3 protein-coding genes are annotated in these 17,302 nt (G+C 74.0%); all 3 read left to right on the top strand.

Going from position 1 to position 17,302, the window contains the following annotated elements; all coding sequences use genetic code 11:
- Nucleotides 1-41 precede the first annotated feature (41 nt).
- On the top strand, nt 42-872 hold the full coding sequence (locus OG568_RS07400; protein WP_329530807.1) for an alpha/beta fold hydrolase: 831 nt from the start codon (nt 42-44) through the stop codon (nt 870-872).
- A 276-nt stretch (nt 873-1,148) separates the two neighbouring features.
- Nucleotides 1,149-2,873 (top strand): fatty acyl-AMP ligase, encoded by a 1,725-nt coding sequence (locus tag OG568_RS07395; protein WP_329530806.1) that lies wholly within the window; start codon nt 1,149-1,151, stop codon nt 2,871-2,873.
- Nucleotides 2,874-3,079: 206 nt separating this feature from the next.
- Complete coding sequence (locus tag OG568_RS07390) at nt 3,080-17,290, top strand: SDR family NAD(P)-dependent oxidoreductase (RefSeq protein ID WP_329530805.1); 14,211 nt, start codon at nt 3,080-3,082, stop codon at nt 17,288-17,290.
- Nucleotides 17,291-17,302: the final 12 nt, after the last annotated feature.

The following is a 17,302-nucleotide window of genomic DNA, read 5'->3' as shown; positions in this document are numbered from 1 at the left end:
TGGGTCCCGACCGGGCGGCGGAGCGAAGGAGGCAGGGTGTCGTGACCGTGATCTCCCTGAAGTCCACCCAGGTGCGGGAAGAGCTCACGCTGCCCTACGCCGAGGCCGGCTACCCCAGTGGCACACCGGTCGTCTTCGTGCACGGACTCGGTGAGTCCTGGTGGGCCTTCGAGCCCCTCCTGAGGCGCCTTCCGGCCTCTCTGCACGGTTACGCGCCCACCCAGCGCGGCCATGGCGACGCCGATCGCCCTCCCGAGGGCTACACGCCCGAGGACTACGCCGCCGACCTCGTCGCCTTCCTGGACGCCGTCGACATCGACCGCGCTGTGCTCGTCGCGTCCTCCACCGGCGGAGTGCACGCCCGGATGGTCGCGGGCAGCCACCCCGACCGGATCTCGGGGCTGGTGCTGATCGGCGTCCCCGGCGCGCTCGCGGACGAGCCCGCGGTGACCGCGATGCGGGAGGCCGTCGAGGGCCTCGTCGACCCCGTCCCCCGCGAGTTCAGCGAGGAGTTCGCCTCCGGCGCGGTGGACCGGTCCGTCGCCAGGGGCCTCGTCGAGACCATGATCGACGAAAACCTCAAGGTCCCCGCGCACGTCTGGCGGGAGACCCTGCGCGGACTGCGCGACACCGATCTGCGCGCGACCCTCGCGGGCATCCTGGTGCCCACCCTCGTCATCTGGGGTGACCAGGACGACTTCCTGCCCCGCGGCGACCAGCAGACCATCCTGGACGCCGTCCACGGTTCGCGTCTGCTCGCCTACGAGGGCGCCGGGCACCACGTCCACTGGGAGCAGCCCGACCGCGTGGTCGCCGACCTCGCCGCCTTCGCCACCCGCATCGAACACCCCGGCGCTCCCGGCACGCCATGAAGGCGCCGAGGACGTCGGATCGCCCAATTCCTCATTGAATACTCATGGTTACACCTACTGGGCCGACAAGACTTGCTATCGTGTTACTCGTTAGTAGCAAGCCGATCGGGGTCACGAGGAGCCGGCGTACGCATCGCCGCCGCTCCTCGGGCGGGTTGGCCGAGACGGACTGTCCGGCAAGGGGGCCGGACGGCCACGGCACCCGCGCGTACGCACCCCGCGGCCTTCGGACTCAAGCTTCCTCGCTCACTCATTCGAACAGGTGAGACTCCTCATATGGCTCGTTCCCTGGTCGATCTACTGACCACGCACGCCTCGCACCAGCCAGAGCGGACCGCGTACCGCTACCTCGTCACGGGCGACTGCGACGGAGAGATCCAGGACATCTCGTACGGGCGTCTGGCCCGACGGTCCCGAGCCGTCGCCGCCTGGCTGCAGGACCGCGGCCTGGCGGGCTCCCACGCGCTGCTGCTGTATCCGCCAGGCCTGGAGTTCATCTGCGGCTTCCTGGGCTGTCTGTCGGCCGAGGTCGTCGCCGTGCCGGGCGTTCCCCCACAGGGGCGGTCGCAGAACCACCGTGCCCTCAACCGCATGAAGCGCCTCATCGCCGACGCGGACGCCAAGGTGATCCTGGGCGGCCGTGAGGTGATCGCCACCCTGGCCACCCTGGCGGAACACCTGCCCGAACTGGACGGCATCACCTGTGTCGCCACCGAGGACATACCCGACGAGGCGGCCGACTCCTGGCGCGAGAGCGACCTCGCCGCCGACTCGGTCGCCTTCCTCCAGTACACCTCCGGCTCCACCTCCGCCCCGCGCGGAGTGATGGTCACCCACGGGAACCTGCTCGACAACCAACGGGTCATCACCGAACGGATGGGCCACACCCCGGACACGATCGCGGAGTACGGCCACGAACTGTTCGTCAGCTGGCTGCCCGTGTACCACGACATGGGCCTCATCGGCCCGGTCCTGAACACCGTCCACCTCGGCGTGACCGCCACACTCTTCTCGCCGCTGCACTTCCTGCAGCGGCCCTCGCGCTGGCTGACCGCCCTCAGCCTCTACCGCCCGCACACCAGCGGCGGCCCCAACTTCGCGTACGAGCTGTGCCTCAAGCACGCCACCCCCGAACTCCTCGACGGACTCGACCTCAGCCGGTGGAAGGTCGCCTTCAACGGCGCCGAACCCGTGCGGGCCGCCACCCTGCGGCGCTTCACCGAGACCTTCGGCCCGGCAGGCTTCAGACGCGAGGCCCTGTACCCGTGCTACGGCCTCGCCGAGGCCACGCTCATCGTCAGCGGCGGCTCGGTCGACACCCCGCCCACCCTCGCCGCGGCCGCCGGGTCAGGTCCGCACACGGGTGCGGCCGACGCGGCCGCCGTCGGCTCCGGGCGGCCCGGCCCCGGTACGACCGTGGTGATCGCCGACCCCGAGCGGCGCGAGGAACTGCCCGAGGGGGAGGTCGGCGAGATCTGGGTGAGCGGCGCGAGCGTCGCCAAGGGCTACTGGCGCAACGCCCTCGCCACCCGCGAGACCTTCCGGGCCACACTGAGGGACCGTCCGGACCGCTTCCTGCGGACCGGCGACCTCGGATTCCTGCGCGGGGGCGAGCTGTTCGTCACCGGCCGCCTCAAGGACCTGATGGTCATCGACGGACGCAACCACTACCCGCAGGACCTGGAGCTGTCCGCCGAGATGTCCCACGGCGCGCTCCGGCCGGGCTGCACCGCCGCGTTCTCCGTGGACGGCGGAGTCGAGGGCGAACAGCCCGTCATCGTCGCCGAGACGGCCCCGGACGCGGCGGCCGACTCCGAGCGGATCACCGAACTGATCCGCAGCGCGATCGGCGAGGCCCACGGACTGTCGGTGCGCGACGTCGTACTGGTCCACCCCGGCACCATCCCCAAGACGTCCAGCGGGAAGATCCAGCGCCACGCCTCCCGGGCGGCGTACCTCGCCGACTCCCTCGCGGTGGTCGGCGCGCCCGCCGCGAGATGAACTAGACGAGGCCACCCGCCGTCGGCGCGGAACCTCGCGCCGACGGGGCACCCCGGTCGTCCCCGGTCGTATCCGGCCGTACACCAGGGGTCTCTCAGTCGCGCGCCCATTCCTTCGCCGTCCACCGGTCGTCGTACCCGCCGTACTCGCCGTACCCGCCGTACGGAATCCGTCTGGACCCGAGTTCACGAGGACACCTTTCCCCGATGCCTGCGAGCGAGTCCCCGAAGCAGTTCCCCGAGATGTCCGGCACGACCTCCGAGGACGTACGGGCCTGGCTGGCGTCGGCCGTCGCCGAGGCCGCCGGGCTCGACCCGCTGGCGGTCGACCCCGACCGGCCGATCGCCGAATTCGGCCTGGGATCCCGCCAGTTGGTCACCCTGGCCGCCGAGCTCTCCGGGCGGATCGGCCGTCCACTGGAGCCGTCCCTCGTCTTCAATCACCCCACCATCGCGGAGCTCGCCGAAGCGGTCCTCGACGAAGGGCCCGTCGGTGCGGTGGCGGCGGCACCGAGGCCGCCGGACGCGCCCGTGTACGGGGACGACGACATCGCCCTCATCTCCATGGCCTGCCGCTACCCCGGCGGCGCCGACGACCCCGAGGCGCTGTGGCGGCTGCTCGCCGCGGGCGAGGACGCCATCACCGAGGTGCCCGCGGGCCGTTGGGACACTCAGGACCTCTACGACCCCGATCCGGAGGCCCCCGGCAAGGCGTACACCCTGCGCGGCGGCTTCCTGTCCGACATCGACCGCTTCGACGCGCCGTTCTTCGGGATCTCGCCGCGCGAGGCCGCGGCCATGGACCCCCAGCAGCGGCTGCTGCTGAGGACCGCCTGGGAGACGATCGAGCGCGCGGGGATCGTCCCGGACACGCTGAACGGCAGCTCCACGGGCGTCTACATCGGGCTGTACGACAGCGGCTATCTGGCCTCGGCCGCACTCGGCCGACTCGACGGGCACGTGGGCACCGGCTCGGCGTCCAGCGTGGCCTCCGGACGCATCGCCTACACCCTCGGCCTCCAGGGCCCGGCGGTCACCGTCGACACCGCCTGCTCCTCCTCGCTCGTCGCCCTGCACCTGGCCGCGCGGGCGCTGGCCGGCGGCGAGTGCGACCTCGCGCTGGCGGGTGGCGCGACGCTCCTTGTCACCCCGCGCGGACACGTCGAGTTCAGCCGGCTGCGCGGGCTCTCGCCGACCGGGCGGTGCAGCCCGTTCTCCACCGACGCCGACGGCGTGGTGTGGGCCGAGGGCTGCGGTCTCGTCCTGCTCAAGCGGCTCGCGGACGCGCGCCGCGACGGCGACCGGGTCCTCGCCGTCGTCAAGGGGTCGGCCATCAACCAGGACGGCCGCAGCCAGGGCCTGAGCGCCCCGAACGGCCCGGCGCAGGAACGGGTGCTGCGCGCCGCCCTCGACGCGGCCGGACTCCGGCCCGACGACCTGGACCACGTCGAGGCGCACGGCACGGGCACCCGGCTCGGCGACCCCATCGAGGGCAGCGCGCTCGCCGCCGTGTTCGGGCCGGGGCGCCCCGCCGACCGGCCGCTCGGCGTGGGCTCCCTCAAGTCCAACATCGGTCACACCCAGGCCGCGGCCGGCATCGGCGGCGTCATCAAGACGGTCCTTGCCCTCGAACACGAACTGCTCCCGGCCTCGCTGCACGCCGACACCCCGACCGAGCACGTCGACTGGGCGGGCGGCGGCCTGCGCGTACACGGCGTGGCCCAGGCGTGGCCGCGGGGCGGCGACCGGGTGCGGCGGGCCGGGGTGAGCGCGTTCGGGATCAGCGGCACGAACGCGCATGTGGTGCTGGAGGAGGCGCCGGCGGACCTGGCACGGCCGAGCACATCAGGTGCGGAGCTGCCCGGCGCGACCCTCTTCCCGCTCTCGGCCCGTACCCTCCCCGCCCTGCGGGGTCAGGCCGCTCGCCTCCTCGAAGCGCTCGACGAGCAGCCGCGGTTGTCGCTGCCCGACGTGGCCGCGACGCTGACCCACCACCGCACCCACTTCGAGCACCGGGCCGTGGTCCGGGCGAGCGACCGGGACGACCTGCTGACCGCTCTGCGCGCACTCGCCGAGGGGCGGAGCGACAGCGGCACCGACACGGTGATCGGACCCCAACAGGTCATGCCCGCAGGCAAGGTGGCCTTCGTCTTTCCCGGTCAGGGCTCCCAGTGGGCCGGAATGGCCCGCGATCTGCTCGACCGCGACCCGGTGTTCGCGGACGAACTCGACCGCTGCGACGGCGCCCTGCGCCCCTTCACCACCTGGTCGGTGGCGGCCGTACTGCGCGGTGACGCGGGCGCCCCGCCCCTGGACCGCGTGGACGTCGTGCAGCCGGTCCTGTTCGCCGTGATGGTGTCCCTGGCCGCGGTGTGGCGGGCCCGGGGCGTACGGCCGGACGCCGTGATCGGGCACAGCCAGGGCGAGGTCGCCGCGGCCTGCGTCGCCAGGGCGCTCAGTCTCAACGACGCGGCCGCGGTGGTCGCCCTGCGCGGCCAGGCCCTGACCGGGCTGTCCGGCACCGGCACCATGGCCGTCGTCGCCCTCCCGCACACCGAGGTCGAGGACCGCCTCGCCGGCCTCGACGGACGGGTCTCGGTCGCCGCCGTGAACAGCGGCCGTTCCACGGTGATCGCCGGTGACGTCGAGCCGCTGGAGGCCCTGCTCGCCGACCTCGAACGCGAGCAGGTCTTCGCCCGCCGCCTCGACGTCGACTACGCCTCCCACAGCGCCCGGGTCGAGCCGGTCCGCGCGGCGGTCCTCGACGAACTCGACGGCGTCACCACCTGCCCGACCTCCGTCGCCTGGTACTCCACCGTCACCGGCGAACCGGTCACCGAGGAACTGGAAGCCGACTACTGGTACACCAATCTGCGCGAACCCGTCCGCTTCGCACCCACCATCGAGCGCATGGCGGCCGACGGCTACCGCTGCTTCGTCGAACTCGGCCCCCACCCCTCCCTCGTCACCGCTCTGCGCACCGTCGCCGAGGACTCCGGCCACGAGAACCTGGTCGCCGTCGGCTCGCTGCGCCGCGACGAGGACGGGCCCGCCTGTCTGGAGCGGGCCGCCGCCGAACTCCACGTCCACGGACGGCGGATCGACTGGCGCCGACTGGTCCCCGACACCACCACCCCCGCCGGCCTGCCGACCTACGCCTGGGACCCGCACCGCCACTGGATCGAGCCCGAGTCCACCACCGACGCTCCCGGCCTCTTCGAACGCGCCGCGCACCCCCTGCTCGGCATCCAACTCCAGTCGCCGGACGAGACCCGCTGGACCTTCCGGGACGAGTGGTCCCGAGCCACCGCCGACTGGCTGCCCGACCACGCCGTGTTCGGCCGGACCGTCGTCTCCGGTACCACCCTGATGGAACTGTGCCGCGCCGCCCTCGCCGTGGCCCGCCCGGACGCCCCGGCCGACCTCACCGACCTGCTCCTCCTCGCCCCCCTCACGCTGCCCCCCTCCGGCACGGTCGAGGTGTCCGTCGAGGTGGTCACCGCCGGTCCCGTACCCGAAGTCACCGTGCACAGCCGTCCGCGCGCCCAGGAGGCCACGGGCTGGACCCTGCACGCCACCGCGTCCGCGTCCGAGCCCGCCCCGCCGACGGCGGATCGGCCGCCGGTGTGGCCGGAGGCCGCCGAACAGGCATGGACCCCGGGAACGTACGAGCGGCTCTCCGAGCGGGGCCTCGGCTACGGCCCGGCCTTCCAGGGCGTACGGTCGGCGGTCGCGACCGGCGACGGTGAACTGCTGGCCCGGCTCTCGCTGCCGTCCACGGCCCGCGACGCGGCCGACCCGTACCCCCTCCACCCGGCCCTGCTGGACGCCGTGCTGCACGTGGCCGCCGTGTTCGATGCGGGCGACACGTCCGACGGCCGGGTGCTGCTCCCGGTCGCGGTGGGCCGCTGCGTCCTGCCGCCCGGTGGCGCGAGGGACCTCACCGCGGCCCTGCGGCGGACGGGCGGCTCCGGCACGGACCACACCCTGGACGTCACGCTGTGGGACGCCGACGGCCTCCCGGCGGGTCGTCTGGAGGGCGTACGACTGCGGGCCGCGGACCCGGCGGACCTGAACGGCGCCTCGGAGAACGCCCGGCACCTGTACGAGGTGGCCTGGACGGCCGTACCCGAACAGCCCGCCGGGGCGCCGGGCGGCGAGTGGGCCGTCCTCGGCGACCCCTCGGACCCGGAGCTCGCCGGGGCCCTGCGCGGCCTCGCGGCGGCGGGGGTCCACGTCCGGAGCGGGACGGGCGGCGCCGACGTGTTCGTACGGTTCTGGCCGCGCCCGGCGGCGGAGACCGAACCGGCCGCCGCGGCCCATGAGCTGGCGGTCGCGGCCCTGGCCGAACTGCGCGCCCTGATCGCCCTTCCGCGGGACGAGGCACCCGCCCGGACCGTGTGGGTGACGCGCGGAGCGGTCGGGGCCGTCGACGAGGACACCGTGCCCGGCCTCGCCCAGTCGGTGCTGTGGGGGCTCGCCCGCAGCACCCGCGCCGAACACCCGGACCTCGGCGTGACCCTGCTCGACCTCGACGACTCCGACCCGGCGGATGCGCTCCTGGCCGCCACCGCATACGCCGAGGAGCCCGAACTCGCCTTCCGCGCGGGCGCTCTGCTCGCACCACGACTCGTACGGGCCCGTGACCGGGACGCGCTGCGGATACCGGCGGGCGACCAGTACGAGCTGACCGGCCTTCCGACGAACCCGGCCCTGCGCGTGGTGGAGCCCCAGGAGGTCCTGGCTTCTGGGCAGGTGCGGATCCGGGTGCACGCGGCCGGCCTGCCCGGCGCCCCCGGCGACGCGACGCCGCGCGCCGGAGTGCTCACTGAAGCAGGCGCCGACGTCGAGGGTCTTGCCTCTGGCCTGCGCGTCGCCGTGTTCTCCGACACCCCCATCGGCTCCGAGCTGATCGCCGACGCGGGCGGGGTCGAAGTGCTCGCCGACGACCGGCCGTTCACGACCGCGGCCGCCGGACCGGACCACCCCCGACACCAGGTCCTGCCCGTCACCGCCGCGCACGAGGCGATACGGCGGCGGCACGCGTCCGGCGCCCCCGTCGTCCTCGACCTGGCCGGCGGCCGTCCCGCGCTCGTACCCACCGACGGCACGGTGCTGATCACCGGCGGTCTCGGTGCCGTCGGGCGGCACATCGCCCGGCTCCTCGCCGAACAAGGCGTTCCCCGCCTCCTGCTGACGTCTCGTCGCGGATCCGACGACCCCCGCGCCGCCGAGGCCACCGCCGAACTGACCGCGCTCGGCACCGAGATCGAGGTCGCGTCCTGTGACATCGCGGACGCGACGGCCGTGGCCGACCTGCTCGGCCGCATCGGCGAGGAGTCGCCACTGCGCGGTGTCGTGCACTGCGCCGGCGTCCTGGCCGACGGGGTGGTCGCCGAGCTGACACCCGAACGCCTCGCACAGGTACTGCGCCCCAAGGTCGACGGCGCCGCCCACCTGCACCGGCTCACCGCCGACGCCCGACTCGACCTCTTCCTGCTGGTCTCCTCCGCCGCCGGAGTCGTCGGCAACGCGGGACAGGCCGACTACGCGGCGGCCAACGTCTACCTCGACCAACTCGCCCACCACCGGCGGGCCCTGGGCCTGCCCGGCATCTCCCTCTCCTTCGGCGCCTGGGCGGGCCAGGGTCTCGCCGCCGCACACGCCGACCTGGAGCGCATGGCCCGCCTCGGCCACCGCGCCCTCACCCCCGACCAGGGCCGCGAACTCGTCGAACTCGCCCTGCGCCGCGGCGCCCCGCACCTGGTCGCCTGGGCCCTGGACCTGCCCCGCCTGCGCGACGGCGCGGCCGCCACGGGCGACGCCACGGCGGCGGTGTGGCGCTCGCTGCTGCCCGCGCCCCGCACCGGCCGCAGCGACGGCGAGGCTCTCGCCGACCGCCTGGCCCGACTGCCCGAGGCCGAACGCGCCGAACGCGTCCTGGCCCTGGTCCGCGAGGAGGTCTCCCGCGCCCTCGGCCTGCGCTCCGCGGAGTCCGTCCGCCCCGACCAGCCGCTGCGCGAACTCGGCATGGACTCGGTGACGGCGGTCGAACTCCGCAACCGCATCGGCGCCCGGATCGGTGCCAGGCTCCCGGCCACCCTGCTGTTCGACCACCCCACCGCGGCCCGGCTCACCGCGCACCTGCTGTCCACCGCCCTCGCGGCGGGCGGCCGCACCATGCCCGCCACGCGGCCCACACGGCCCACACGCGCCACGGCGACGGCCTCCGACGAACCGGTGGCCCTCGTCGCCATGGCCTGCCGGCTGCCGGGCGGAGTGAGCGATCCGGAAGGCCTGTGGAACCTGGTCGCGGAGGGGCGCGACGCGGTGGGCCCCTTCCCGGCGGGACGCTGGGACGTGGCGGCGCTGTACGACCCCGACCCGGACGCCATCGGCAAGTCGTACGCCCGTGAGGGCGGCTTCCTGAACGACCGCGACCTCGAGTCCTTCGACGCGGGCTTCTTCGGGATCACCCCGAAGGAGGCGGCCGCGATGGACCCGCAGCAACGGCTGCTGATGGAGACGGCGTGGGAGGCGCTGGAACGCGCCGGAATCGTGCCCGCCGAACTCGCGGGCAGCACCACCGGTGTGTACGTCGGCATGTTCGGCAGCGACTACCTGGCGGGCTCCCGCCTCGACCAACTGGACGGGTATGTCGGTACGGGCTCGGCGCTGAGCGTGGCCTCGGGGCGGCTCGCCTACGCGCTCGGGCTCAATGGTCCCGCGTTGACGGTGGACACGGCGTGCTCCTCGTCGCTGGTCGCCCTGCACCTGGCGGCGCAGGCGCTGCGGTCCGGGGAGTGCGACCTCGCGCTCGCCGGCGGTGCGACGGTGATGGTGACCCCGGGGACGTTCGTGGAGTTCAGCCGGCTGCGGGGCCTGTCCCCGACCGGCCGCTGCCGCTCCTTCTCCGACGACGCCGACGGCGCCATCTGGGCCGAGGGCGCCGGCATGGTCGTACTGAAGCGACTGAGCGACGCCCGGCGCGACGGTGACGAGGTGCTGGCCGTGCTGCGTGGCACGGCCGTCAACCAGGACGGCCGCAGTCAGGGGCTGTCCGCGCCGAACGGTCCGGCGCAGGAGCAGGTGATCCGGCGGGCGCTGGAGCTGTCCGGGCTGGAACCCGCCGACATCGACTACGTGGAGGCGCACGGCACGGGCACCACCCTGGGCGACCCGATCGAGGCGAACGCCCTGGCGGAGGTCTTCGGCGACTCACGCCCACAGGGCCGCCCCCTGTACCTGGGCTCGCTCAAGTCCAACATCGGTCACACGCAGGCCGCTTCGGGTGTGATCGGGCTCGTCAAGGTGGTGCAGTCGCTGCGCCACCGGACCCTGCCGCGCACCCTGCACGCCGACACGCCCAGCAGGCACGTCGACTGGGAGCACGGCGGGCTGCGGCTGGTGCGGGACACGGCGGCCTGGCCGTCGTCACCCGGGCGGACACGACGGGCAGGAGTGAGCGCCTTCGGGATCAGCGGAACCAACGCGCATGTGATCGTGGAGGAGGCCCCGCCGGTCGAATGGGCGGATCCGAAGGGGGAAGTCACCCCGGAGGACAGGCTGTTCGTGCTGTCGGGGCGCAGCGAGGCCGCCGTGCGGGGGCAGGCCGCGCGACTGGCGCACTACGTGACCAAGGAGAGCGCCGAGGACATCGTTCTCCCTGATGTCGCCCACACCCTGGCCCGGCACCGCAGCCACTTCGAACGGCGTGCCGCGGTCGTCGCGGGTGACCGGGACGGACTGCTGGCCCGGCTCGGCGCGCTGGCGAGCGGGCGGGCGCCCCTCACCGCGCCCCGTGAGGACCGGACGGGCAAGGTGGCCTTCGTCTTCGCCGGGCACGGCGGTCAATGGCCCGGCATGGGCCTGGAGCTGATGGCCGGGTCGGAGGCGTTCCGCGAGGAACTGGTCCGCGTCGACGATGCCGTTCACCGACGCGTCGGCTGGTCGGTGCTCAACGTGCTGCGGGCGCCTGAGGAGTTCGCCCCGTTCGGCCGCACCGAGTTCCTGCAGCCGGTGCTGTTCGCGGTCAACGCCTCGCTGGCCGCGGCCTGGCGCGCGCTCGGCATCACCCCGGACGCCGTCGTCGGGCACAGCCTGGGCGAGATCGCCGCCGCGTACAGCGCGGGCGCCCTCACCCTCGACCAGGCCGTGACCGTGGTGACCGGACGCGGGCAGGCGGTCGTACCGCTGGTGGGCGAGGGCGGCATGCTGTCCCTGGAACTGCCGCCCGCACACGTCGAGGAGCTGCTCGCGCCCTTCCCCGGCCGGTTGTTCGTCGCGGCCGTCAACAGCGCGCGCTCCACGGCCGTCTCCGGTGAGAGCGACGCCCTGGCCGAGCTGCGTCAGCGCCTCGACGAGCAGGGGATCACCGCACGCCCGCTGTCGACACCGTTCGCCTCCCACACGCCCCTGATGGACCCGCTGCGCGCGCACCTGCTCGACCGTTTCTCCGGAGTCCGGGGCGTTCGGGTGCCGACCCCGCTGTACTCGGCGGTGCTCGCCGAACCCGTCTCCGGCGACCGGCTCGACGCCGATCACTGGTACGCCAACCTCAGGGAGCCCGTCCGGTTCGCGGACACGATCCGACGGATGCTGGACGACGGCTACCGCTACTTCGTCGAGCTGAGCCCGCACCCCTCCCTCACCTCGTCGATCGAGGCGGTGGCGGCGGAGGCCGGGATCGACGCGGTCGCCGTCGGCTCGCTGCGCCGGCAGCGCGACGGACACGACGTACTGCTGCGCGGGCTGGGGGAGTTGTACACGGCCGGGCACGCGCCCGACTGGCCGGCGCTGTTCCCGCGGGGCCGCCGGGTCGACCTGCCGACGTACGCCTTCGCCCGCGAACGCCACTGGCTCGCGCCCGCCCGGGCCGGCGCCTCGGCCGGCGGTTCACCGCTCCTCGGCACTCATCTCGAGGCCAGCGACGAACCCGACCGGCACCTCTTCCAGGCCGACATCGACCTCGACGACAGCCGCTTCGCCTATCTGACCGACCACCGGGTGACCGGAGAGGTCTGGCTGCCCGGCGCCGCCTTCCTCGACATGGCCCTGGAGGCCGCTTCCGAACTGGGGGACGGGGGCGAAGTACGGCTGGCCGACGTCAGGTTCGTACAGCCGCTGTCCCTGGACGCGAACCGGCCCGTACGGCTGCAACTGGTCCTGCGGCCCGCCGAGGGCGGTTTCCGGGACTTCACCATCGCCTCGACGCCCGCCGACGGGCCCGGCGCGCCGTGGGAGCGGCACGTCAGCGGACGCGTCGCGGTCACCACCGAACCGGCGGCCGATGACGACGAGGAGCGGCTCGCCACCGTGCGCGAACACTGCGACGAACAGGTCGATCTGGCGGCCGTCTACACCGGGCTCGCCGCCCTGGGTATCGAGTACGGCCCCGCCTTCCGGGGACTGGAGGAGGGCCACCGCGCGGACGCGGCGGCCCTCGGCCGCCTGACGCGGACGCCCGCCGCCGGTCATCTGCTGCATCCCGCCGTCCTCGACGCGGCCTTCCACGCGGCCGCTCTGCCGGGCGGCGCGCCCGAGGGCCGGGCGTTCGTGCCCGCGGCCGTCGGGCGGCTGAGGTTCACCGGACGGCGCACGGCGCCCGTGTGGGTGACCTGCCGAATGCGTTCCGTGGACGGCGACACCGCGAGCGTGGACCTGCGGCTGTGGGACGAGGACGAACAACTGGTCCTGGAGGCAGCGGAGTTCGAGCTGGCCGCACTGTCGCCACTGGACGGCGCGCTCTTCGAGACCCGCTGGCAGCCGCGCCCGGCCGCGCAGCAGCCGCCCCCCGACGGCAGCTGGCTGATCCTGGCGGACGACACCGGCGTCGCGGCCGAACTGAGGGAGCGGCTCGGCTCGGCCGAGCCGTGCGTGATCGCCCGCAGGGGTGAGTCGTTCGCCGCCGAGGGACCCGGTCGTTACGTACTGGACCCCGCCGATCCGCGGCACCTGACCCGCCTCCTGGACGAGGCCTTCCCCGACGGGCCGCCCGAGCGGGTGGTCCAGCTGTCCGCGCTCGACGCCCCGGCGATCACGGATGCCGACGCTGCCGAGGAGGCGGCGCGGCTGTGCTGCCTGAGCACGCTGCACCTGGTACGGGCGCTGGCGGACCGGTCGCGGGGCAGGGCTCCCCGCCTGTTCGTCGTCGCACGGGGCAGCCAGGCCGCCGGTGACAGCGCGCGGGTGACGCACCCTCAGCAGGCCCTCGCCTGGGGCTTCGGCCTCGCGGTGGCGCAGGAGTACCCGGAGCTGTCGACCACCCTGATCGACCTGCCGCCCGCCGACGGTGTCGACGCGCTGTGGACACAGTTGCGGCACGCGGACGACGAACGGCTCGTCGCGCTCGGGGAGTCGGGCCGACTGGTGCCGCGCCTGGCCCGCACCCGCCCCGACGACGGCGGCAGCGGCGAGGTCACCCCCGATGGCGTGTACCTGATCACCGGCGGGCTGGGCGGCCTCGGCCGGGTCGTCGCCGAACGACTGGTCCGCCGCGGCGCCCGCCGACTGGCCCTGATCAGCAGGGGCGAGCCCGACGCGCACACCGCGAGCTGGATCAAGGGCCTCGAAGAACACGGCGTCACCGTGTGCCTCGCCCGCGCCGACGTGGCCGACCGCGAGGCTCTGACGGCCGTCCTGGACGCCGTACGACAGGAAGCGGGGTCGATCGCCGGAGTCGTCCACGCGGCCGGTGTCCTCGACGACGCGACGGTGGCGAACCTGACCGACGCACGCGTCCTGCGCGTGCTCGCCCCCAAGGTCCTGGGCACCACCCTGCTCACCGAACTGGTCCCGGAGGCCGGGACCCTCGTCCTGTTCGCGTCGGCGGCCGGTCTCCTCGGCTCCGCGGGGCAGAGCCCGTACGCGGCGGCGAACGCCTTCCTCGACGCCTGGGCACACCACCTCGCCCACACCGACCGCCGGGCGCTGAGCCTGGACTGGGGCGCCTGGGCCGGCGTGGGCATGGTCGCCGAGTCCGGCACACGGGCCGCCGGGACCAGCAGGTCCGGGCTCATGGCGTTCTCCCCACAGGACGGCGGCGAACTGTTCGAACGGGTGCTGACCACCTCCCGCCGCCAACTCGCCCCCATGGCCCTGGACTGGGAGACCCTCGCGCTCGACCCGGACGCGGCACGCACCCGGCCGATCCTCGGCGACCTGATCACCGTCCCGACCGGCGGCGAGGACGCGGACGACCTCGTCGCGCGGGTGTTCGCGGCGACGACGGACCGGGACCGCGCGGAGCGCCTCGAAGCGTATGTACGGGCCCGGGTCGGCCAGGTCTCCGAAGGCACGACGGACGTCTCCGCGACCACGGCCCTGAAGGAACTCGGCCTGGACTCCCTCATGCTCGTCCGGCTGCGCAACACCTTCGCCCGCGAACTGGGCGCCGAACTCCCGGCCGCCACCGTGTTCTCCGCCTCCGACATCCGCGGCCTGGCACGGGCCCTCGGCGAGGTGCTGCCCGAGCGAGACACGCTCGCGCAAGCTGTCGAGCGGCGGCCGGCGGCCACCGTCGAGGTGCCCGAGAGCGAATCGCGACCCGTGACCCGCGATGTCGTACGGCTGTTGCGCAGCGCCCAGCCGGGCATGCCGGACGCGGCCCACGCCGTCGGCCTGGCCGTCCGGCTCACCACGCCGACCACCCGCGAGGCGCTCACCGACATCCTCACCCGCCTCGCCGGACGGCACGCCGCGCTGCGTACCGCGATCGTGTCAGGCGCCGGCGGCGGATCCGGGCGGCAGTTGCGGGTGGACCGGGAGCCGGCACGACCGTTGCTGCGGTGGACGGACGTGGCCGCCGAAGGCGAATCCGACGCGGCCGACCGGCTGTGCCGGCTGCTGGAACCGCGGTTCGACCTGGAGAACCCTCCGCTGTGGCGGTTCGAGCTGCTCGACGCCGGTGCCCGGGGCCAGGTCCTGGCGTTCGGCGCGCACCACGCGGTGAGCGATCTGCAGTCGCTGCTGCTCGTGGTGGGGGAGCTCGACGCCGAACTGTCCGGCACCCGGCTCGGCGACGCCGTCACCAACCGGGACATCGACCTCCTGATCGAGGCGCAACAGACGGATGACACCCCCGACGAGGACGCGGCCGTATGGCGCGAGGCCTTCCGGGGCAGTGCCCGGCTCGATCTGACGCTCGCCCGGCCCCGCCCGGCGACGCGCTCGTACCGGGCCGGCACCGTGAGCGTGACGATCCCCGACGGGCTCATGGAACGGGTCTCGGCCGCGGCGAGCGGACTCGCGATCACACCCGCCGCGTTCTGCCTCGGCACCCTGACCGTGCTGCTGGCCAGGATGCGGCAGAAGGAGCGTTTCGTCCTCGCCGTGCCCGTGGACACCCGCATCCACGTCGACGCGTACGACGCCGTGGGCTTCTTCGGAGTGCCGGTGCCGTTCCCGGCCGAGGCCGGGGCGGGCGAACGGATCGAGCAGGTACTGCGCCGCACCGACGGCCGCCTCGACCGCGTCCTCGCGAAGGGCACCATGTTCTCGGACGTGCTGGCGACTCTCGCCAAAGAGGGCCTGCACAGGGCGAACGCGCCGCTCGTGGAGGTGTACTTCAACTACGTACGCTCCTCGGCGGGCCGCCTCGCCCACCTGGAGGTGCTGCCCGCCGGGACGGGGTACTCCGACCTCGACCTGATGGTCACCATGACCCCCGACGCGGGCCGGATCCGGCTCGACCACAACCTCGACATCCTCGACGCGGCGACCTCCCTCGAACTGGGGGAGGAGTTCCTGCGACTGCTCGCGGAGGCGGCGGAGGATCCGACGGTGGCGGTCGAGGTGACCCCGGCGTCGACCGAGGACACCCGCCCCTCCCTGCGCGGTTCGCTCGCCCTCGCCGCCACCTTCGCCCTCGGCGATCTGCCCCTGCTGTGCGAGGCGGCGGTCGAGGAGGGCGCGCGGGACGGCGGTCTGACGGTCGCGGAAGCCCCGTACCACCAGGTGCTGGCCGGCCTGCGCGACCCCTCCGGCGTCTTCGCCGACCCCACCACGGCGGTGGGCGTGGTGCTGCTGCGGGCGGCGGATCTGGAACGGTTCGGCCCGGTGGACGACGCGCTGCTCGCCGAGTTGCGCACCGCGTACCCGGCCGCGCTGCGGGCCCTGTCCGAACGGACCCGCAAACCGCTGATCGTCGGCTTCCCGCCGTCCGCGCACGCGCAGGACCGCTTCGCGCGGTGGGAGCGGGAGATCGCCGACGAAGTGGCCGAGGTACCCGGCATCGCGGTGCTCCGCCCCGACGACTGGACCAGGTGCCACGCCGTCGAGGAACGCTTCGACGAGCGGACCGAGCGGATCGCGCATCTCCCCTTCACCCCGCGCTTCCAGGCGGCGGTGGCGCTGTGCCTCGCCGATGTCGTACGTGCGGTACGGCGTCCCGTGCCCAAGGTGATCGCGGTGGACGGCGACGAGACGCTGTGGGGTGGAGTGGCCGGGGAGATCGGCCCGGAGGCGGTGGACCTGACCGGCCCGCGTGCCCTGCTCGCGCGTCGGCTCCTTCAGTGGCGTGCGGCGGGCGTGCTGCTGGCGCTGGTCAGCAACAACGACGAGGACACGGTACGGGCCGTCCTGGACCGACCGGACAGCCTGCTCAAGGCCGAACACTTCAGCGTGCTCTCCGCGACCTGGGGCCCGAAGTCCGGCCGGCTCGCCGAGGCGGCCCGGGAACTCGGCCTCGGCCTGGACAGCTTCCTGTTCCTCGACGACAACCCGGTCGAGATCGCCGCGGTGCGGTCCGCGCTGCCGGAGGTGCTGTCGGTGACCTGCCCGCAGTCGTCCGGACTGCGCGACTTCCTGGGCCGGTTGTGGCCACTCGTGCCGGCCGCGGCGACGGCCGAGGACGCGCTGCGGGCGCGGTTCTACGAACAGGAGCGGGACCGGGACGCCGTACGTGCGCAGGCCGGATTCGAGGAGTTCCTCGCACGGTTGGAACTCGAGGTCGACATCCGGGCCCTGTCCGAGGCCGACGTCGAGCGGGCCGAGCAACTCGTCCGCCGCACCAACCAGTTCACCCTGCGCGCCCGGTCCGCCGACGGCGCCGATCTCGCACGGTGGCGGGAGCGCGGCGAGGTGTGGACGGCCGCGGCCCGGGACCGGTTCGGTGACTACGGCCAGATCGGACTGCTCGCACTGCGTGCGGACGGTGACCAACTCGACGTACCGGCCTGGCTGATGAGCTGCCGGGCACTCGGCCGGGGAGTCGAGGAACGCCTGCTGCGGTGGCTGGCCGACCGTGCCGAGGAGCTGGGCTGCGCCAAGGTCCGGCTGACGGCGGAGCGCACCCCGCGCAACGTACCGGCCCGCCGCCTGCTCGCCGCCCTGGGTAGCGGTGACCAGGACGACGAGCGCCTGGAGACCGTGGTCACGCCGGAGCACCTGCGGGCCTTCCGGTCCTGGCGGCGGGGGTGAACCGGCGGCGCC

Source organism: Streptomyces sp. NBC_01450 (assembly GCF_036227505.1).
Taxonomy (GTDB): Bacteria; Actinomycetota; Actinomycetes; order Streptomycetales; family Streptomycetaceae; genus Streptomyces.
The sequence above is the reverse complement of the archived record's forward strand: the minus strand, read 5'-3'. Positions and strand labels throughout refer to the sequence as shown.